The sequence below is a fragment of the Paraburkholderia sp. BR13444 genome, assembly GCF_040948755.1.
In the GTDB taxonomy this organism is placed as follows: Bacteria; Pseudomonadota; Gammaproteobacteria; order Burkholderiales; family Burkholderiaceae; genus Paraburkholderia; species Paraburkholderia youngii.
Window position 1 is genome coordinate 121,815 of record NZ_JBFPKM010000019.1, and the last position, 20,987, is coordinate 142,801.

The following is a 20,987-nucleotide window of genomic DNA, read 5'->3' on the forward strand; positions in this document are numbered from 1 at the left end:
ATGTTCGAGTCGGCTGTCGATTTCTGCTCATCTTGTCTTCTGAAAGAATAGCGAGTTGCTAGCATGCGGCGAGAGAAAACCTGCCTTTTTCCATTGCTGATGTTCTTATGCGCGTTGCTGCTCATGTGGTATCGGGCGCCACAGCGCGTCGAACACGGTTTTCTATGGGCCGAAGACGCCACGATCTTTATCGCGCAAGCGCACGAACTGGGTATCCGGTCATTCGTGCAGGGCTATTCCGGCTATTGGCATTTCGTTCCGCGTCTCGTCGCGTGGCTGCAGATGAAAACGACGCCGATCGACGAGGCGCCGTACTTTTTCATGTGGGCATGTGCGTTGATTACGGCCGGTTCGAGTGCCTACATGGCTCACGCGTTTCGGATTTTCTCGCGTCCCATCGCCGGGCTGCTCGCACTCGGACCTTTGCTGGTCCCGCAGACGGGCGAGACGCTGCTGAACGTGACGAATATTCAATGGATACTCCTTCCGACGCTCATCGTTCTGCTGTGGGAAAACCTGTTCAATCCGCCGACATCCTGGTATAGCCCTCGGGCATTGGCGGCTGCCATCATTGCGTTGACGGGCCCATTTGGCATCATCACCTTCGGCCCGGCGGTGCTGGCTTGTATCTATGCGTGGCGTCGAGGGAAATTTTCAACTCGTCAGACTGGATTTCTGCTCGCGTACACCGCGGGCGTGGCGGGGCAGGTTTACGCGGTCGCAACCAATGCGTCGCCGCCGCTCGAATTCGGCCCGGCGCCGTATGTGTGGCGCTATGGCGCCCGGATGATCCGCGAGCTGTTTTGCGGTCTGCTGCCTTCGCCGGATAGCGCTCCGCTCATCGCGGGCTTGATCCTGGCGATAGTGTTGGTGTTCGTCGTGGCGAGCTCGCGAGCGGTTCTTGCCTGTCTGCTGCTCGCGCCGATGGCGGGCATGATCTGGTTGCTCGGCGCGGCGCGATCGACTCCGCACTCGCTACACATGGAGTGGTACGGCTTCGGTGCCCGGTACATCTATCCGGCGTTGCTGTTCTTTTTCTGGGCCGCGCTGTTGTCGATCGCAACCTCGAGCTCGAAGCTGTCAAGGGTACTGGCGGGTGGCTTTGCCGTGGTTATGCTGCTGGCCAGCGCCACGCAGTTTCGCGCGTCGGAATGGCCAATGTGGAGCATTACGGCGAACGACAACGGGCATTCGCTAAAGATCGCGCCTAACTGGGCGGTACAGATTCCTGATAGGGCGCCAAGCCATTAAGCCCTCGAGCGTTTCTCCGATCTCGATCGTTACCTCGTTTCAACGGCGACCGCAACTGGCGCAGCCTGGGTCGCCGCGGGGGCCGGCCGCAAGGCCCGCCCTTCCCGCCACCCATGTTGCAGGTAATGCTGACCCGCGTTCACTCCCGCCGCCGCCACGTCCGGATTGACGGCGAGATATTCCTGTTCATTGAAGCTCGGGGGCAATTCGACCGCTACGTCCGGGTCCAGTTCGCTGGGCTGTCCGCTCACGCGCGGCGTGCTCTTGCCGGCGCCGGGTTCGGTGCATAGTTCCTTCAGTTTGCGGTGCGTGCGCCAGAACGGCACGGCCGGCGTTGCGTCGTTAGCCATGCGCTCCATTCGGCGCCAGCTGTCGGCGATATATCCGCGATCGCGCGAGCGCCTCATCACGACAGAAAACTCGATATCGTTGTGCAGCGTGTCGTTGAAATCTTCACAAGCGAAATCGATCAGCTCCATTTCGCAAAGCTCGGCGAACAGCTTTGCAAACGAGCGCGGCGTGAAAACCCAGCAGTGAACATCGTGATAGGTGCCGTTCTCGAAGGCGTCGCGTGCGATATGCAGCGCGCCCTGCCATGTATGGAGCCGCTTGACCGAACGCGGGTCGATCTGTTTTTGCCATGCTTCCAACGTCGAGATATCGGCGGCAGACAGGCAGTGATCCAGCAGCGAGTAAGGCTGCGGTACCCGGGCACGGGAGATATAGCTTGCCAGCACTTCGGGCAGCCGGCTTTCGCGGCGGAAGTAATCGAAAGTGTAGCGCCGGTCGGGCACGGCGAGCCGAACTTCGCCGGTCCGCTTGAGGACCGTGGCCAGTTCTCTTAGCCACGTCACGAGATCAGGAACATGCTCGACGACATGAGAGGCCACCACGTAGTCGACATAGCGGCCCTTGATCGCTTCATGCAATGTATTGCGCCCCCACACCGCGTCCACATCGACGATCTCATTGACGTTGAGATGAGGATCGTCCTTGTACTTCTCCCGCAGGTGCGGCGTGTCCGTATGGTCGACGTAAATGATTTCGCCGCCGTCGCTGCGTCGTACGAGAGGCCAGCAAAGCGGGCCTATTTCCACGCCGACGCTGTCCTTGACGTTCAGTCCTTTCAGCAAACGGCAGCGCCGCTTATCTCGAATTTCGTCGATGCTTGGAGCATTGTCTTCCTTCGCCATGTTGCCTCCTCGTATTGGACGGCACAGCTTCCAGTGATGACCGATGTTCACCGCATTGCGCGAGACCGCTTACGCCATCAGGTATGCATCTGCACCTTGATCGAGTCCGAACTCTTGTCGCTCGCCAGACGGAAGGCCTCGTCGACGTCGTCGAGGCTCAGGTCGTGCGTGATCATGGCTCGCAACGTATCGCCCTTGCGCGCCAGCAGATCGATCGCGAGCGCGAAGTCGTGCTGACCGTCGACATAGCCGTAGCAGTTCGGCAGATGAATCGTCAGTTCCTTGATGTGCGGCTTGATGATCTCGATGTTCCTGAAGCCGTGATCGAAGGCGCCGAGCACGCACACGTGGCCGAGCGGGCGCACGAACTGACAGGCGAAGTCGAAGGTGTCGGCCGTTCCGCCGACCGCTTCGATCGCATAGTGCGCACCCAATCCGCCGGTTGCCTGCTCGACCACGGCGAGCGCTTCGGCGCGATCGGCCGGCAAGATCGCGGCGGCGCCCATTGCCAGCGCCGCGCGCGCCTGAGCCGCGTGTCTCGCGACCACGTAGACTTTTTCGCTGCCGGCGTCCAGCGCCGCGGCGAGAGCCGCGAGGCCTATCGTGCCCGCGCCGATCACCACGCCGACCGAGCCGCGCGCAATCGGCATCTTGCGGCACCCGTGGATGCCAACCGCCACCGGCTCGACGATGGCGCCGAGCTGGTCGTCGACGGCATCGGGCAGCGGGAACACGCCCGCTTCTTTGGTGCGCACGTACTCGGCAAAGCCGCCGCCGAACGGAAACTCGCGGGCGCGGCAGTGAATCGGCGTGCCGAGTTTGCAGTACTCGCATTTGCCGCACGCGGTGCCCAACACCATGTCGGTCGTCACGCGCTGGCCGACGCGCACGTTCGTCACACCGTCGCCGATCTCGACTACGGTGCCGCTCAGTTCGTGGCCGTTCGGAAAGCTTTGATGCACGTCGACGTTCCGGTAGGCGTGCAGATCGCTGCCGCAGATGCCGACGCTCGCCACCTTGACGATCACGGTGCCGGGTAGCAGATCAGGTACCGGGATGCGGCCGATCTTCATCGCGCGCACGCCGTCTTGCAAGCCGGCTCGCATGGACGCGCCTGCGGCGCGATGCTCGAGCGCGTTCGTCGAAGTCATCTATGAATCTCCGCAAAATGTGAAACGTTTGCGCTGCGGCGCCTAACGAGTCTTTCGAATCCAGAAGCTCGCGCCGGGATTGCGCATGAAGAGCGGCATCCGTGCGTTCATCAGATCCGCGTGGAAGTGTCCCATGAAGGTATTCATCAGGACAACTTCGAACGCGCTGTTGTACTGGAGGAAGGCGCGCAGCAGATACGCTTCGTTCCACGCGCGGCCTTCGTAGATCCACTGCGGCGGGTATTCGAGCGGCAGGAACACATCGTGGAAGTGCACGTGCACGCCGGGCGCGAGGATCGGCAGTATCTCGAAGACGATGCGGTTCACATCGCTGCCGATCTTGCTCACGTGCGACGAGTCGACGAACAGGATGTCGTTCGCTTCGAGTTCCGCGAATACCGACAGGTCGACGTCCTGTGCGAGCGACTTGACGATCTTCGAGGTGACCTTGTCCTTCTCGGTCAGCAACGACAGCAAGCGTTCGTTGTTCGGTTCGACGAAGGTGCACTGGATCTGCCCGTCGAAGAACAGGTCGTTGGTATCGAGCGAAACGGCGGACGAGAATCCCGAGCCGATCTCGACGATGCGGCGCGGCCGCAGGTGGCGAATCATGCAGTACAGCGACGTCGCGTCGCCATACGAGAACATCACGTTCTCGAAGTAGAAGCGCAAGCCGTCTTTCTTGTGCGGCTCGAACGGCATCTGGCCGTAGTACTTGTCGGCAAATGCCTCGACGAGCCGCACCTGCGCGTCTTCGTTGAACTCGATGCCGGGCAGCGTGCGCGAGACGTTGCCGAACAGCCTTGCTTCGTCCTGCTTGATGTCGGGGATCGACGGGATCGGAGAATAGTAGTGGCCCGGAGGCACGTCGCCGAGATTCGAAAAGTGCGGAATGTTGACCTGAAGCGCGTCGCGATATTTGTTCCGTTCAGCGATCAGTTCAGCAATCTCGGGATGCTGCGCGGCAAGTGAATCGAGAAGTTCAGGCGATGCCGACATCTTGTTTCTCCACTTGAAGGAATTTGCGAAAAGCCGTGACAGAAGTGCACATTGATAGCGATATGCGGATTGGCTTGCGGCCAGGCATTTCGGGCTGGCCCAGTCTATCGTACCGCCAGTATTCTGCACGCCCAATACTTCCCAATGTTCCGACATAAACCAGCATTTACGGTTACTTACAAATTATTCGTCGGAGTAGTCGACAGGTGTGCAAGCCCGCCGGATAGCGCGTTCAGGCTGCAATTGAGCGGGAAAAAGATCGGGGCGGCCGCCGTATTCGGTAAGCGATGTAATGTTACAAATGCCTGGCACAAGGGGCTCGCTGCGTCGCCGGGGCGGTCGTTTGCGCTCCGATTTGGCGTAAAATCAAGCCCCTCCGCGCCTCGTTCGCAAGCGGCGCGAGCGCGTGATTCCGCACCGTCCGGCGGACGGCAGCAGCGCCCAACAAACGGGACGATTCGGGACGGAGCCCCGCAATATGCATTTCAAAATTCTCCTGACTACTCACAGTACCGCGTTCATGACGAGCGGTGGTGGTGAGTCGGAACTCGTGCAGGTCGCCGAACTTCTGAACGATTCGGACGTACAGGCCGACATTTACGGCATTCGCAGCCGGCCGCTACGCTTTTACGACGCGGTGATGCATTTCTCCGTCCATGCGGACGGCGAAGCGATCGTTCGCGAAACGGTGAATCAAGGCAAGAAGCTGTTCCTGTGGCCGAACGTCTGGTGGTTGAACGCGCCCGACCCGGCGGAAATCAGCCGCATCGAGGCGTTCGTGCAGCGTGCAGAGCGGCTGCTGTTCAAGTCCGCCACCGAGCTCGCGCACTTCAACACATACATCACGGTCGATCCGGGCAAATCCGTGGTGGTGGGCTCCGGCATATCCGACCGGTTCCTGCTGCCCGCCGACAAGGACTTGCTCCCGACGGTCTGCGACGTCTCAGACTACGTGCTGTGCCTCGGCTTGATCGAGCCGATCAAGAATCAGCTCGAACTGATCCGCGCGCTGAACGAGCTCGAGATCAACGCCTTGATGGTCGGCGGTTTCAGGGACGAGGAGTACTACCGGCAGTGCGTTCGCGAAGCGCATCGCGGCATTCATTTCCTGCCGTTCATCCAGCCGTGCAGCGCGCTGTTGCGCTCCGCGATCGCGAGCGCGCTGGTGGTGGCGGAGCCGAGCTTCGATCCGCCCGGGCGCTCGTGTCTCGAAGGCGCGTTCGTGAAGAAGCCGCTCGTCATGGTTGATGGGGATTGGCAGCGCGAGCACTTCGACGACAATGTCTGGTATGCGGCGTCCACCCGCGCGCCGGACATCGTTCCCGCCCTTCAGGCTGCCCTGTCCGACCCGGCCAGGGACGAAAAGATTGAACGTAACTACCAACGCGTCTATGCACGGCACTCGTCGAGCACGGTAGCAGCAGACCTAATCAGACACCTGATCGATGCCGGCCTCACAAATTACTAAAATTCCCCGACTGCTGGTCGTACAGCGGCGCTCCATGACCGATGGGCGAATGAATTCACGCACCATCGGCGCACGCTTCGCACCTTTGCTTTCGTATATGCAGCGCCATCAACTGATCGAGTGGGAGCAGATCTCGGAAGCGGACGTTGGCGTCAGCCACCTGCATCGCTTCGACGTCGTGCTGTTCAACAAGCACGTGTCGAACCTGTCGCTGAAGATCATGCGGATGGCGAACGAACTCGGTCTTCATACGATTTACGATCTCGACGACTGGCTGCTCGATCTGCCGTCGTGGAGCGTGCTCGAAATGAACGAGGACGTGCTCTACAACGTGCTCGCGATGATTCGCGAAGCGAGCGCGGCCACGGCGTCGAACGCGCTGTTGCAGGAGCGCATGCGCAAAGTGCGGCGCTCCGACGACGTGCTGATCATCCCGAACGGGTTCGACGATCAGGCGTTCGACCTGTCGCCGGAACTGTGGACCGAAGCGCAGCCGCCCAAGATCATCTTCTCCAATCTCGACGGCATCAAGCTCGTGAGCTTTCGCAAGGAGTTTTTCGACACCTTGCGCAGTTTTCTCGCGCGTCACGAAAACGTGACGATCGACTTCTGGGGCGATCCGTTTCCGGAGCTCAATACGATTCCTCGTATGACCCATCGCGGCAGCCGCGGCAACCTCGAATACAAGAAGGCCATTCGCGACGAAGGCTACACGTTCGCGATCGTGCCGCTCGGCGCCGAAGAGGATCCGGAGACGCTGTTTTTCAACTCGTGCAAGTCGCCGATCAAATACGCGGACTACGGCAGCCTCGGCATCCCGAGCATCTATTCCGATTGCCCGACCTACCGCGAGAACGTCAAGCATCGTGAGACCGGATACATTGCGTCGAACACGGCCGAGAGCTGGGCACGAGCGCTGGAGGACATGCTGGGCGACGCGCAGCTTCGCCAGTCGATCCGCCGCAACGCCTACGCCGACGTATTCGACCGTTTCAGCGTGCGACGCATTTCGTCGATGTTCCTGAAGGCCTTGCCCGGCCCCAAGTCCCAAAGCAGCTAACACCTATGGATCTTCTTCTGATTCGCCACGGCCAGTCGAATGCGAACGTGGCCGGCCTGTTGAACTCGACCGAACAGGACGAGTTGACCGAACATGGCCTGCAGCAGGCCGCGAAGCTGCGCACGCTGATGGAAAGCCACGGCTTCATGCCCGATCGGGTTTTTTCGAGCCCGTGGCGGCGTGCGTTGCAGACCACTGAAGTGCTGTTCAAGGACAGCAGCGACTGGACCGTCGACGCCCGTCTCGGCGAAACCAACGCAGGGCGCTTCGCGACCTGGAAGGCCGAGGATTTTCGTCTGGCGTTTCCCGACTGGGGCAAACATCTGTCGGACCGATACGAGGGCGGCGAGTCGCATCTTGAACTGGCTACGCGTTCGGTGAACTGGCTCGAGGAGGAGGTGCTGCGGCATGCGGAGCAGCCCGGCCTGATCGCCGCGGTGTGCCACGCGGGACCGATCTCGGTGATCTCGCAATACCTGCTGAACGTGCCGTTGTCCCGATTTCCCAACGTGCTGGTACCGAACGCATCGCTCACGCTGTTCCGGCGCAACGTGCATACCGGAAACTTTTATCTGCAGATTGCAGGGCTGTCATGAGTGCATCGATCAAGATCTTCGAGCCGCTTTACGCGCCGGGGCAGGTCCTGTCCGAACCGGCTTTTCATCCGCTCGAGATGCGCGACAACGCGCACGCAGCGTGGCGCGAGTTCTATATCCTCGTCGACATGTACCGCAAGGGCATGCATCGGCAGCAGCAGATCACCGGCCTGTTTTCGCCGAAGTTCGCACTGAAGGCGCGCATCGACGGCAGCCGGTTTCTGGAGTTCGTGAAGGCCAATGCCGACGCCGACGTCTGGATGATCAATCCGTTTCCGCAGCTTGCGTATTTCTCGTACTCCGCGTGGATGCAGGGCGAGCACGCGCATCCGGGACTCGTCGAACGCAGCCAGCAACTGCTCGACGCCTGCGGCATTGCGTGGAATCTGCGCGAGGCGCCCCGTCAGTCGCCGCGCACGCTGTGCTACTGCAATTTCTGGGTCGGTTCGCAGTCGTTCTGGGAAAACTACGTCGGCAAGGTGCTCGAGCCGATTGCCACGTTCCTCGAAACGCAGAGCGGCACCGAAGCCGCGCGCGGTGTGCTGGAACCCACGATCCACTCGGACGACGCCCCGTTCCTTCCATTCGTTGCCGAGCGTCTGTTCAGCACCTATCTGTCGCTGCATCCCGAGTTGAAGGTGGCGGCCTATCCGATCGAAGGCGATCAGGTGCTGGACTATTGCGTCAGCGATTTCGAAAAAGACATCGTGCGCTACATGCAAAAGCCGATCGACGCGGCGGATCGCGCGCCGGTCTTTCCGCCCGAACAGATTGCGTTGATGGATTTGCTGTGCACGCTAGCGCAGAAGTACGTGCGCGCGCATTTCTCGTTCACGCCGCACCCGCATACGGGGCAACCGATCGACTTCGACAGGGCCGGCAAGCCACCTGTGAACGAGTGACGCGGCGCGATCGGGTTCGATCGCGCCGATATGCGTTGGTCAGCGGCGGCGCTGACTCTCTATCTCTTCTCAGCGGAAACGGTCGCCGTACCCGGGCGCGCGTGCGTTGACGCGGCCGCGATGCCGACACCGGCGCTGATGAAAACGTTGCGCCATACCTCGTCGCTGGCACGTTGCAGGACGCCGTCGGCGTGCTTGACGAAGGCCGTGTCGATCGGACTGCGGCCGTTGGTCTGGCCGAGGCGCTGCGTGATCACCGGTATCCAGGCGGCGAGTTCGGCATTGGCGTCGAACACGCAGTCGGGCGGGCAAATCTCCTGAGCGGCCGTACCGCCGCGCACGAATACGGGCTTGCCGTAATGCATCGCTTCGAGCACCGGCACACAGAAGCCTTCGTGGCGGCTCATCGCAAGCAGCGCGTGGGCGGATTCGTAGCACTCGAACAGATCGGCGTCGTCGAGCATGCCCTTGAAGTCGACCTGCTCGAGCACGCCGAGACGCCGCGCGTGATTGATCAGAAATTTCAGGTAATCGTAGTTCGGCGTGCTGCCGACGATGCTCAGCGTCGCGCCGAAACCACGCTGCTTCAGCAGCGACAGAATCTCGATGCCGTCCTCGATGCGTTTATGCGGCACCACACGGCCCACCATCAGCAGGTTGGGCTCAGGGCGCTTGCGGCCCTTGCGCGGCCGTTCGCGCCGGAACACGTACATATCGGGAAAGATCGGCGGCACGACCTTGATGGCGTGCGCCGCGACGATGTCGGCGAGGCTCGCCGCCGTGCTGCGCGAATTCGCGACGACGGTGTCGGCGCGCGCGAGCAGCGGCAATTGCGCGAGTGCCTTCTCGCACAACTGCGCGGTGCGCGGTTCCAGCGCGCGCAGCAACTGCGGGTCCGTCACGCCGTGGACGTAGCAGATCTTCCTGCAGTCGAGCGCGAGTATCCGTTCGAGGTACGGATCGTAGATCGAGTAACTCAGCAGGACCACATCGTCGCGAGTGACCTCTTCGAACAATGCGTCGAGCGGGCGCACTCCATTTGTTCCCTCCTCGAAACCGCTCGCATACAGCTCGGCCCTCATGCCGAGACGCTCAGCCATGCGTACGAAACCGATGCAGTGGTTACCCACCGCATCGCCTGAGAAAATGTCCGGAGCACATACCCTCAGCGTCATGTCGTCTTCGCCTCCGCAATGTCGTTCAACCGCCGCGCATACGCGCGTGCGACTGCCTCAACTGAGTAATCGCGCTCGACGCGCGCCTTCCCCGACAGTGCGATGCGCTCACGGAGTGGCGCATCGTCGATCATGCGTTTGAGCTGTTCCGCCGCGATCGATACATCCGGATCGCACCAGTACTGACCTTCGGCGAACAGGTAGTCGCCGGGACGCAGCGGCACGAGTTCGCCGTCTACGAGAAATGCGGTGTCGGGTTCGCAAAAGTCGACATTGCCCGAGAAGTTCGTGACTACGACCGGCTGCCCCAACGCCATCGCCTCGGCAATCACGCGGCCGAAGCCTTCGCTCCGGTGCAGCGAAATGTACGCGTCGCAGCAGGCCATGAAGTCGGTCGAGTCCTGGCGGCTCAGACGCTCGGACACGATGTGGATGCGGCTATCGCCCGCGGCCAGGTCGAGCACGGCGCGCCACACCGGGTCGTCGTCGCGCACGTTCATCGCCTTGATGACGAGCCCGACGCCCGGTGAGCTGTTGCCGAACGCCTGCTTGAACGCCTGCACGCCGGCGAGCGGATTCTTGCGGCTCAGCCACGAGTTGCCGTCGAACATCAGGTAGAACAGGAACTCGTTGGTCGGCAGGCCAAAGCGTTCGCGCTTCGGCTCGAGCGGCGCGGGCACTTCGACCGCCATCGGCATCTGGTAGACCGGCGTGTTGCCGAGCCGGCTGTAGACGCTCTGCACGAAGCGGCTCTGCGCCCAGATTTCGTCGACCATCTGATGCACGTTGCCGAACGCGTTCGGCCAGTGGGGAAGTTCCCACGGCCATGCGCCGATCTTGTGCGTGGGCGCGTCGATCAGCTTGCGGCCGCCTTCCAGCGCGAGCCGCACCATTTCGGGCGCCGGCAGGCAGATCAGGCTGATGTTGTACTTGAGCTCATCGCTGATCAGATGATCGACCGAGTGTTCGAGACGCGCGGGTCCCGCCATCGGCGCATTGAGCAGCGTGACCGGCGTCGACGACAGTTGCAGCACGCGCGCGGCCATGCGCGCGTCTTCGCCGAGGCCGAGCACGCCCTGCGGGAAGCCGATGATGTTGACGCCGAATTCATAGCCGACGCCTTCGACGCGCGCGTGATAACGGGCGGGCTCGGGCGCGTCGTCATCGGCTTCGTCGTCGGCGCTGTCGGCCCAGCGCACCTTCAGCGAGCCGACCAGCGGATATTCGCTCGGCGCCCACTCGTTCCACCAGCGCACGAGCTGGTCGCGGCCTTCCGTGGTGTTCAGGTCGTACACGGCGCGCAGGTCCGGGCGGTCGTTCGCGATCATCGTCAGGAAGCGCGGCAGCGAGGTGTTGTCGGCCGGCTGCTCGTCGTCGATTCTCGCGAGTTCTTCGGCGAGATGAGCCGGCGTCCATTTGATCGCGTAGTACTCGTCGTGGCCGTGCTGGTCCCACCACGCGATGAAGCCGAGCCGCTCGCTGAAGCTGTTCAGGTTGAACGACGCCTGCAGGTCGGGGCGCTCGTTCCAGATCAGCAGCAGAAAGCGCGGCAGCAGCGGCAGCGCGCCTTGCTCGCCGGCTTCCCCGGCGAACAGGGTGTCGGGCAACGGCGGGATCACCCAGTGAAGCGCCGGATACTGTTGCTGCCCATGTTCGATCCACCACGACAGGCACTTCAGACGCCCGGTGAAGGTGTCGAGCGAGCAGAGTTCCTGCAGATCCTGGCGCTCGTCATGCAAGAGCCGCAAAAAGCGCGGCACCGGCAGCCAGTCGGCGTGCGTGCCCCATTCGGGCTCGAACATCAGCGCGGGCGTGGCGGGCTGCACCCAGTCGCCCTCGCGTGCTTCGGCGAGATCTGGCGGCGACCATTCGATCGCGTTGTACTCGCTGTGCCCGTGCTTTTCCCACCACGCAATGAAGGCGAGCCGCTCGCGGAAGCTGCTCAGGTTGAACGACGCCTGCAGGTCGGGCCGCTCGTTCCAGATCAGCGGCAGAAAGCGCGGCAGCAGCGGCAGCGCGCCTTGCTCGCCGGCTTCCATTTTGAACAGGCTCTCGGGCAACGGCGGGACGCCCCAGTTAATCGCCGGATACTGTTGCTGCCCGTGCTCGATCCACCACGACAGGCACTTCAGGCGCCCGGTGAAGCTGTCGAGCGAGCAGAGCTCCTGCAGGTCCCGGCGCTCGCTGTGCAGAAGCCGCAGGAACCGCGGCACCGGCAGCCAGTCGGCGTGCGAGCCGAATTCCGGCTCGAACATCGCGGCGGAGGGCGTGGGCGGCACCCATTTGATCGCGTGGTACTGATGCTGGCCGTGTTCGATCCACCATGACAGGCAGCTGAGCCGCCCGCGGAAGGACTGCAGCGTGAAGGTCGCCTGCAGGTCCGCCCGGTCCTTGTAGATCTCGCACAGGAAGCGCGGCACGTAAGGGCCGCCGTCCGCGGGAGGCGCTTCGGGCTCGAGCATGAAGCCGCCGATCGGCGGCTGCGACCACTTGATGCGCGGATACTCGCGCTGGCCGTGGTCTTCCCACCAGCTGAGCGCGTTGAGCCGCGACGTGAAGCTGTTCAGATTGAAGGCGCTGCGCAGATCGGGCCGCTCGGTCGTGATGAGCGCGAGGAAGCGCGGAAACGGCATCGCGCTGGAGTCGGGTGCGTCGATCGGCTCCAGCAGCCCCGGCCACGCGATCGGCGGACGCCACGTCACGCGCGGACAGGTGACCTGACCGTACTGCTCCCACCAGTCGAGGACGTTCAGATAGCCGGTCAGCGTGTTCAGGTTGAACGCCTGGGACAGATCGCCGCGATTGCGCACGATCGTCGTCATCAGCTTCGGCAATTGCAAGCCGGCTTCTTCGAGCACGGTGACGGGTTCGTGCAGCGTTTCGCTCAGATGCTTCGCATCGAGCACGCTCGGTTTGGTCGAACCGAGCCAGTACGTGACGGCGTCCGGATGCCGCTCGATCAGCGTGTCGTTGTCGAGCCGGCGCAGATATTCGAGGTCTTCCTGTCGCAGTACCCAGTCGAAGTCCGGATAGGTTTCGCGCGCCGACATTTCCCACCAGAAGTACAGCGTGACGCGGTCATCGAGCACTTTGGAATTGAAGCGCGCGAGATCGGCTCTGAACTTCATCAGAAAGTAGATCGCGCTCGGCAGGCAGAACAGTTCCCCCGGCGATGGATGGCGGTACTCCGCCAGCCATCCGGTCTTATTTTTTTGGGGTCCCAGATTAATCAAGATTTGCAATCCTTGAAGGCCAAGCAAAAGAAAAATCGTCGGCAGTCAGTGTCAGATTCGGTGAATAGCAGGGGTCGTTCATCAACAGATGTCCCCAGCGCTGTCTGACCAACTCGGATTCCTGGTTGAAGCGGCTGATTTTTTCCGGTGTGTCTTCGGCGCCGCGGGTTGCCGATTCGTGATGATAAAGCTCCGCGTAGGGCGTCCACACATTGCGATAGCCCGCTTGCCGCACGCGCAAGCAAAAATCGATGTCGTTGTAGGCGACGTGTAACTGTTCGTCGAGGCCGCCCACTTCCTTGTAGATCGATTGGCGGATCAGCAGGCACGCGGCGGTCACCGCGCACATCGCGTTGCGCAGGCGCGCGCGCGCGAAGTAGCCGGGGTGCGTATTGGGGAAATGCTTGTGCGCATGGCTCGCGATCCCGCCGACGCCGAGCACCACGCCGCCATGCTGGATCGTGTCGTCCGGATACAGCAGCTTCGCGCCGACCGCGCCGACATTCGCCTGCAACGCGACCGACACCATTTCCTCGAGCCAGTCGGCGTTGATCACTTCGATGTCGTTGTTCATCAGACACACGAAGTCCGCGGTGCTCGCGAGCGCGACGCGGTTGTTCAGCGCCGAGTAGTTGAACGGCGAATCGTCGCGTACGACCTTGATGCGCTCGTCCTGTTGCAGGCGGGCGAACAGGTCGTGCGTTTCCTGCTTGACCGAGCCGTTGTCGATGATCGTGATGCGGAAGTTCGGATAGCTCGACTTCTGCCGCACCGATTCCACGCATTGCTCGACGAGTCCGGCGGAATCGCGCGTCGGAATGATGATCTCCACCGACGGCAGCACCTCGGGCAGGTCGTACACGACCTTGTTGAACGCGTCCGTGCCCGGCGCGTGCTCGGTGTGCGCGTTGATGCCGTTGCGCGCGAGATGTTCGTCGAGCGCGCGCATCGCAGCAATGTGCGCATACGGCTTGGCTTCGTGGCCGGCCGCCGTGCTTTCGGGAATCATGCGCCAGTGGTACAGCGCGCGCGGCACGTGATACACCGTGTGATGGCCCGCGCGGTCGATCACGCGCAGCGCGAGGTCATAGTCCTGCGAGCCTTCGAAGCCGGCTCTGAAGCCGCCGACCTCCTTCATCACCGAAGTCTTGTACACGCCGAAATGCGAGATCATGTTCTGGCTCAGGAACAGATCGTAGTTGAAGTCGCATTTGAAGTACGGGTCCGAGCGGACGCCGTCGATCGAGATCTTGTCTTCGTCGCTGTAGATCACCGTCGCGTCCGGATGCGCGTTGATCAGTTCGGCGACGCAGTAGAGCGCGAGCGGATGCAATTCGTCGTCGTGATCGAGCAGGCCGACGAAGTCGCCGACGGCGAGTTCGAGCGCCGTGTTGCTCGAGTTGCTGATGTGGCCGTTGGTCGTGCGATACGCGATCTTGATGCGCGGATCTTTCGCCGCGTAGCTGTCGAGCACCTGCTTGACCTCGGGGTTCGTCGAGCAGTCGTCGGCGATACAGAATTCCCAGTTTTCGTAAACCTGATTGACGACCGAATCGATCGCCATGCGCAGCCATTTGGCCGGCGTGTTGTAGGTCGGCATCACGATGCTGATGAGCGGCTGCAGCGCCCAGGTTTTCGAGCGCGCGCGCAGTTCCGGGTAATGCGACGCGGGCGGCTCGTGCCGCTCGATCCATTCCTGATACGTGTGACCGACGGTGGGTGCCGGCGCGGGCTGCGCGCCGCCGCCCCACGAGGCCATTCGGCGTGCGCGTTCGAGCAGCTCCGTCGGGCAGTCGGCGTCGGCCACCAGTTCAACCTTGAAGCCGTTGATGGAAAACAGTCCCGAGCGCGCGATCGGATCGAGGCGCAGCGGACCGACCAGCGGTGGAAACGCGACCACCTGATCCACCTTGCCGTTAGCGTCGACCACGAGGCCGATAGTCGCGTGCTCCGACATGCCCGCGCCCGCATCGAAGTAGATCATGCACGGCGAGGCCGGCATGTCTTCTTTCGCAAGCTCGAACGAGATGCGCGCGGCGCGACCCGACAACTCCTCCCATCCCGTCAGCTCGAACTGTGGATCGCTGTTCGTCGCTTTCCACGCGAACCTGGAATCCGAGGCGGCCTCGACGTGATTCAGGGGACGAAGTTCAAAGTTCTTCATGATGTTCGTCACGGGTTTTGTCATTTCGTCAGCAAGGAATCGTAGAGGTCTTTCAGGGGTGAGAGGACGGCCTGCCAGGTCAGATCTCGCGTCGGGGCCGCGGCAGCGCCGCGCGGTTGCGCGAGCGCCGCGCGGATCGAACCGGCAATGCTGTCGACGTCGAACGGATCCAGGTAGGCGACGTGCTGCGCGAAATATTCTTCGGTAGAGCCAACTTTCGTCACCGCGATGCGCGCGCCCGCCGCATGCGCTTCGAGCGCGGCGAGCCCCGGTGTTTCGAGCGTGCTCGGCAGCACGAACGCTTCGCAGGCCGCGTAGGCCGAGCGCAGCAGCGGCGAATCGTGAGGCAGCGTGCCGGCGTAGACGACTTGCTCGCCACCCTCGTCGAAGCACGTCTTCGCATATTCGGGATCGCGCTGATGGCCGATCAGCACGAGCTTCAGTTCGGGGAACGATTTCATCGCGCGGATCAGCGCAAGCTGGTTCTTGCGCGGCTCGATGTTGCCGACGTTCAGGATGAAGCGTTCTTCGATGCCGTATTCACGGCGGAACGGCTCCGGCGCGATTGGCTCGTAAAAGCTCGGTTCGACGCCGTTCAGCACACTCGCAAGTTTTTCGCGCGGCAGATCGAAGATGCGCGCGAGCGTATCGCACTCGATCTCGGAGTTCGCGACCACACGGTCCGCGAGAGAAAACTGATGATGGATCTCGCCGATCGGATAGAGGTGCCTGGTTTCTTCGGTCACCCACAGGCTCGACGACACGACGAGCGGCAAGCCGAGTTGCTTGACGAAGTTGCACAGGTGCACCGAGCCACCGACGCACGAGAAGAAGTGCACCACGTCGTGTTCGAGAAAACGCGGCTTCCACGGATCGAACAGCGTGACGTCGACACCATGCGCGGGCAGATGCTTGTGATACGCAAGCAACTGGATTTCTCCGCCGCCGGGGGTGTGGAAAGCCATCGGGTAGGTGGCGAACAGCACTTTCATAGATCGGACTCTAGTCGCTCAAACAGTTCTTTTCTTCAGACCAGCACGTCGTGGCACGCCGCTGCGCGTAGCGCGCGGGATCGGCGGCGAGACCGGCAGGTTTCGGGGCATTCACGTGGATGCGCGCCGCGCGCTTGCGCGGCCTTCAGGCGATGACTTGCCGGTGCGCGGGCCGGGGCCTGTTCGCACGGCCAGCGAGCAGGCCCGAGTGTGCTGTTGTCGAGCACGTCGGATCGATACCACGAATTCCACATGCGCGAATATGTTTGAGTTGTTACGAAGTGTACGAACGACGCGCCAGCGGGCGCAGGTCCGTTTTATTATCACGGCCCGACGCTCGTGCCGCGTGTTGGGGCTGCCGGCGTGGTCGCGGCGGCGCAGACATTCTAGCGCCCAGGTGACGCGCTGCCATCCCTGACGACTCGCAGGCCGCGACGGGTGTCGCCCGAATACAATACGTTCCCAGCCAGACTTCCTGAGAAAGCACCGCCGATGCCAGATTGTATCGTGTCTGATCCGCCTTTCCCGCCGTTTGCGGCCGTGTCGAGTCCTGACGGCGATCGTCCGTTTGCGTGGGTCGCGCGGCATGGCGTCGGCGAAGTCGAGCGCCGCGAAGTGCGTGACGGAGCGTTCCGATGAGTCTGCAGATCCTCGTCACCGGCGCCAACGGTTTCGTCGGCCAGGCGGTGTCGCGCGCGCTGCTGCGGCGGGGCGATCGGGTGACGGGCGCGGTGCGCCGGCCGCAGACCGCCGCCGAGGGCGTGCGCGAATGGCTGCTCGATACCGAAGACTTCGCGGGTATCGACCAGCGCTGGCCGGTCTCTCTCACCTGCGATGCGGTGATCCATCTGGCATCGCGCGTGCACGTGATGCAGGAAACGCTGACCGAGCCGCTCGCCGCCTATCGTGCGACCAACGTCGAGGGCAGCTTGCGGGTCGCGGCCGCGGCACGGCGCGCGGGCGTGCGGCGCTTCGTGTTCGTCAGCAGCATCAAGGCGGTGGGCGAGGCGAGCAGCGGCCGGCCGATCGCCGAAACGGATCAGCCCGCGCCGTCCGATGCATATGGCATCTCGAAACTGGAAGCCGAGCGCGCGCTGTTCGACTACGGCCGCTCGGCGGGACTCGAAGTCGTCGTGGTGCGCCCGCCGCTGGTCTACGGACCGGGCGTGCGCGCGAACTTCCTGCAGCTGATGAACGCGGTCGCGAAGGGCATTCCGTTGCCGCTCGGCGCGGTCAACGCGCTGCGCAGCCTCGTGTTCGTCGATAACCTCGCGGACGCGCTCGTGCACTGCGCGACCGATCCGCGCGCGGCCGGTGAAACCTTTCACGTGACCGACGGCCGCGATCTCACCGTGCCGGAGCTCGCGCGGCTGTTGGCCACCCAGCTTCACGTGCCCGCGCGGCTCGTGCCGGTGCCGGCCAGCTTGCTGCGTGTCGCGGGCCGCCTGACCGGCCGCTCGGCGCAGATCGACCGGTTGATCGGCGAGCTGCGCGTCGACAGTTCGCATATCCGCGAATGTCTTAACTGGTCTGCGCCGCATACGGTCGAGCATGGGCTGCTCGAAACCGTCGCGTGGTATCGCTCGACGCATTGACCACGTACCGAACCCGCCTCGACTCCGACCTGATCCGCTAACGCTATCGACGATGCCGCTCGCCGCACATTCCGCCTCTTCCGTCGTCTCTCTACTGCCGTGGGGCGTCGCCGCGCTGGCCGCCTGCGCGGCGATCCTGTGGACGCTGCTGCGCACCGGCCTCGCGTGGCGGCTCGCCACCGACATCCCCAACGACCGCTCGCTGCACACGCGTCCGACACCCCGCGTCGGCGGCTGGGGCATCGTGCCGGTCGTAGTGTTGCTGATCGCGCTCGCGGCTCCGTCGCTGTGGCTGCCCGCGCTTGCCGCGGCGTTGCTCGCGGCGCTTTCGCAGATCGACGATCGCCGCGGCCTGCCCGCACGGGTGCGCTTCGGCGGCCATGCGGCGGCGGTGGCGGCGCTGATCGCCGTCTATCCAGCCGACGTGCCGTGGTGGGCGCTCGCGTGCATGGCGGTCCTACTCGTGTGGCTCGTCAATCTCTACAACTTCATGGACGGCTCGGACGGCCTCGCGGGCGGCATGGCGCTGTTCGGCTTTGGCGGCTACGCGGTGGCCGCCTCGCTGTCGGCGCATGCGGACCCGGCGCTCGCGACGGCGAGCCTGATCGTCGCGGGTGCGGCCGCGGGCTTTCTGCTGTTCAACTTTCACCCAGCGCGCATCTTTCTCGGCGACGCCGGCTCGATCCCGCTCGGCTTTCTGGCCGGCGCGCTCGGCTATTGGGGGTGGCGCGAGGGCGTGTGGCCGGTGTGGTTTCCGGCGCTGTGCTTTGCGCCATTTATTGGCGATGCGTCGGTCACGCTGCTCAAGCGCCTGCTGCGCGGTGAAAAATTTTGGCAGGCGCATCGTGAACACTACTATCAAAGACTGGTGCAGTCGGGTTTGGGGCACGCATCGACCGCGTGGATTTGGTACTTGTTCATGGCGGCGGGCATAATGCTTGCTCTCTGGGCGCTACAATTCGCTCCTATGTATCAATGGCTGGTTGTCGTCGCATGGGCTGCCGTGCTGGTCATAGCAGGGCTGTGTATTGATCGCCGCTGGCGGCGCCATGTGTCCCGTTCCGGGCCAATCTGAGGTTCTGCGCAATGAAAAGCTTCAAAGCCAGATGGCTTTCGTTCAGTGCGTTTGCGTTCGACCTGTGCGCGGTGGCCATGGCCTGGATGCTGGCCTATGTGATCCGGTTCAACGGACCGGTGCCCGCGCCGTTCTGGTCGAGCGGGCTGCATGCACTCGTCTGGGTGCTGCTGATCTACGCGGTGATGTTTCGCAGCTACGGCCTCTATCGCGGCATGTGGGTGTTCGCTAGCCTGCCCGATCTCGTGCGGATCGCGAAGGCGATCGGCGTCGGCGCGCTCGTCGTCGTGATCGGCTCGGCGCTGTTGCAGCCGGCGCCGGTCGTGCCGCGCTCGGTGCTGATCGTGTCGCCGATGCTGCTGTTCCTGACCATGGGCGGCTCACGCGCGCTGTATCGCGCGGCCAAGGAGTTCTATCGCTACGGCGGGCTGGTCGGCCAAGGCAAGCCGGTGCTCGTGCTTGGCGCGGGCAATGCCGGCGCGAACCTCGTGCGCGAGCTGAAGCGCTCGGGCCAATGGCGCCTCGTCGGTCTGCTCGACGACGATCCGATCAAGCAGGGCCGTGAAATCTATGGCTATCGCGTGGTTGGCGCGATCAGCGATCTGCAGAAAATCTGCACGGAGCTAAAGGTCGAGCACGTGATCATCGCGGTGCCGTCGGCGTCGGTGGAAGCGCATCGGCGCATCGCCACGCTGTGCGTGCGCGCCGGCGTACGCGCGATGACGCTGCCCGCGCTCACGCCGCTCACGCAAGGCCAGGCATTCCTGTCGCGGGTGCGGCAGATCGATCTCGAAGACCTGCTCGGCCGCGACCCGGTGACGATCGACACCGAGCACGTCGCCGCGCTGCTGAAAAACCGCGTCGTGATGGTGACGGGCGCGGGCGGCTCGATCGGCTCGGAGCTGTGCCGGCAGATTCTGCGCTTCGGTCCGGTGCAACTGGTCGCGTTCGACATCTCCGAGTTCTCGATCTATCGCCTGAACGAAGAGCTGCGCGACAAGTATCCGGAAGTGTCGGTGGTGCCGCTCGTCGGTGATGTGAAGGATTCGCTGCTGCTCGATCAGGTGATGGCGCGCTACTGTCCGCACATCGTTTTTCATGCGGCGGCCTACAAGCACGTGCCGTTGATGGAAGAGGTCAACACGTGGCAGGCGGTGCGCAACAACGTGCTCGGCACGTACCGCGTCGCGCGCGCCGCGATCCGCCACGACGTCGCGCATTTCGTGCTGATCTCGACCGACAAGGCCGTCAACCCGACCAACGTGATGGGCGCGAGCAAGCGGCTCGCGGAGATGGCGTGCTCGGCGCTGCAGCAGCAGGGCGCCCGGCGCACGCAGTTCGAGACCGTGCGCTTCGGCAACGTGCTCGGCAGCGCGGGCAGCGTGATTCCCAAGTTTCAGGAGCAGATCGCGCGCGGCGGGCCGGTGACGGTCACGCATCCGGAAATCACGCGGTTCTTCATGACGATTCCGGAGGCGTCGCAGCTCGTGTTGCAGGCGTCGAGCATGGGGCGCGGCGGCGAGATTTTCATTCTCGACATGGGCAAGCCGGTGCGTATCGCCGATCTCGCGCACGATCTGATCCGCCTGTACGGCTTTACCGAAGAGCAGATTCGGGTCGTGTTCACGGGTTTGCGCCCGGGCGAGAAGCTTTACGAGGAACTGCTCGCCGACGACGAAACCACCACGCGCACGCCGCACCCGAAGCTGCGCATCGCGCAGGCGCGCGAGGTGCCGGACAGCCTGATCGACAACCTGTTGCCGTGGCTGATGCAGCATCGCGTGCCGGCCGACGATGAAGTGCGGCGCGATCTGCGGCGCTGGGTGCCGGAGTATCTGCCGGCGACGGCGACGACGCTGCGTAGTGTGGCGCCGGCGACGCGGGTGTCGTAGGCGGTTCGCTGCCGCGAGTCGTCGGCGTAGTCGCCCCAGAAGGTAGGTCATTCGACCCGTTGAAATTGGCCGGTGGATGTTTATCGATATGAGCCCCTGCAGACCTGCTGGGGCTTTTTTATTGTGCGCCCAGCATGGGCGCACTCTTGTGGGTGCAAGTCCCACCGCAAGTTGATCACAGCGAGCGAAGCGAAGCGCAACTGCGCGAGGGCGACCGGGCGTAGGGAGGAAGCGTGGAGCG

The 20,987-nt window shown here is 63.2% G+C and carries 15 protein-coding genes; 8 read left to right on the forward strand and 7 right to left on the reverse strand.

Features of this window, described 5'->3' with window-relative positions; all coding sequences use genetic code 11:
* Positions 1-63: 63 nt before the first annotated feature.
* On the forward strand, positions 64-1,251 hold the full coding sequence (locus AB3X95_RS34120) for a hypothetical protein (RefSeq protein ID WP_368623580.1): 1,188 nt from the start codon (positions 64-66) through the stop codon (positions 1,249-1,251).
* A 29-nt stretch (positions 1,252-1,280) separates the two neighbouring features.
* Here AB3X95_RS34120 and AB3X95_RS34125 read toward each other — a convergent pair whose 3' ends face one another.
* The 3 genes from AB3X95_RS34125 to AB3X95_RS34135 form a co-directional block, all read right to left on the reverse strand.
* Positions 1,281-2,444, reverse strand: coding sequence for a methyltransferase domain-containing protein (locus tag AB3X95_RS34125; RefSeq protein ID WP_176122594.1), 1,164 nt, complete (start codon positions 2,442-2,444; stop codon positions 1,281-1,283).
* A gap of 77 nt (positions 2,445-2,521) precedes the next feature.
* Positions 2,522-3,595: a zinc-binding dehydrogenase gene (locus tag AB3X95_RS34130; RefSeq protein ID WP_184225936.1), complete on the reverse strand. Its 1,074-nt coding sequence runs from the start codon at positions 3,593-3,595 to the stop codon at positions 2,522-2,524.
* Between the two features lie 42 nt (positions 3,596-3,637).
* The gene (locus AB3X95_RS34135) at positions 3,638-4,594 is read right to left on the reverse strand and encodes a class I SAM-dependent methyltransferase (protein WP_176109380.1); all 957 of its coding nucleotides are present in this window, start codon (positions 4,592-4,594) and stop codon (positions 3,638-3,640) included.
* A 478-nt stretch (positions 4,595-5,072) separates the two neighbouring features.
* Here AB3X95_RS34135 and AB3X95_RS34140 point away from each other — a divergent pair, with 478 nt between their 5' ends.
* From AB3X95_RS34140 to AB3X95_RS34155, 4 genes are read left to right on the forward strand one after another with little or no spacing between them, the layout of a single operon-like run.
* Entirely contained in the window at positions 5,073-6,062 is a 990-nt protein-coding gene (locus tag AB3X95_RS34140) for a glycosyl transferase family 1 (protein ID WP_368623581.1), read from the forward strand.
* 49 nt (positions 6,063-6,111) lie between these two features.
* Entirely contained in the window at positions 6,112-7,122 is a 1,011-nt protein-coding gene (locus AB3X95_RS34145) for a glycosyltransferase (RefSeq protein WP_255215118.1), read from the forward strand.
* Positions 7,123-7,127: 5 nt separating this feature from the next.
* A complete protein-coding gene (locus AB3X95_RS34150; protein WP_368623582.1) occupies positions 7,128-7,718 on the forward strand; it encodes a histidine phosphatase family protein in 591 nt (196 codons plus the stop codon).
* Positions 7,715-8,620 carry a hypothetical protein gene (locus tag AB3X95_RS34155; RefSeq protein WP_176122599.1) on the forward strand — a complete coding sequence of 302 codons (906 nt, stop codon included), beginning with the start codon at positions 7,715-7,717 and terminating at the stop codon, positions 8,618-8,620. The genes AB3X95_RS34150 and AB3X95_RS34155 overlap by 4 nt, the downstream gene beginning before the upstream one ends.
* Before the next feature lie 59 nt (positions 8,621-8,679).
* Here AB3X95_RS34155 and AB3X95_RS34160 read toward each other — a convergent pair whose 3' ends face one another.
* The 4 genes from AB3X95_RS34160 to AB3X95_RS34175 are packed head-to-tail and all read right to left on the reverse strand — an operon-like array spanning position 8,680 to position 16,184.
* Complete coding sequence (locus AB3X95_RS34160) at positions 8,680-9,795, reverse strand: glycosyltransferase (protein WP_368623583.1); 1,116 nt, start codon at positions 9,793-9,795, stop codon at positions 8,680-8,682.
* On the reverse strand, positions 9,792-13,028 hold the full coding sequence (locus tag AB3X95_RS34165) for a glycosyltransferase family 4 protein (protein ID WP_368623584.1): 3,237 nt from the start codon (positions 13,026-13,028) through the stop codon (positions 9,792-9,794). The genes AB3X95_RS34160 and AB3X95_RS34165 overlap by 4 nt, the downstream gene beginning before the upstream one ends.
* Entirely contained in the window at positions 13,021-15,216 is a 2,196-nt protein-coding gene (locus AB3X95_RS34170; protein ID WP_368623585.1) for a glycosyltransferase, read from the reverse strand. Before AB3X95_RS34170 ends, AB3X95_RS34165 begins: the two co-directional genes overlap by 8 nt.
* Positions 15,213-16,184: a glycosyltransferase gene (locus tag AB3X95_RS34175; RefSeq protein WP_368623586.1), complete on the reverse strand. Its 972-nt coding sequence runs from the start codon at positions 16,182-16,184 to the stop codon at positions 15,213-15,215. Before AB3X95_RS34175 ends, AB3X95_RS34170 begins: the two co-directional genes overlap by 4 nt.
* A gap of 635 nt (positions 16,185-16,819) precedes the next feature.
* Between AB3X95_RS34175 and AB3X95_RS34180 the strand changes: the two genes are divergently transcribed.
* From AB3X95_RS34180 to AB3X95_RS34190, 3 genes are read left to right on the forward strand one after another with little or no spacing between them, the layout of a single operon-like run.
* Positions 16,820-17,779: an NAD-dependent epimerase/dehydratase family protein gene (locus tag AB3X95_RS34180; RefSeq protein WP_368623587.1), complete on the forward strand. Its 960-nt coding sequence runs from the start codon at positions 16,820-16,822 to the stop codon at positions 17,777-17,779.
* Between the two features lie 52 nt (positions 17,780-17,831).
* Positions 17,832-18,854, forward strand: coding sequence for a glycosyltransferase family 4 protein (locus tag AB3X95_RS34185; RefSeq protein WP_368623588.1), 1,023 nt, complete (start codon positions 17,832-17,834; stop codon positions 18,852-18,854).
* Between the two features lie 11 nt (positions 18,855-18,865).
* Entirely contained in the window at positions 18,866-20,746 is a 1,881-nt protein-coding gene (locus AB3X95_RS34190; protein ID WP_176367702.1) for a nucleoside-diphosphate sugar epimerase/dehydratase, read from the forward strand.
* The last annotated feature ends 241 nt before the right edge of the window (positions 20,747-20,987 follow it).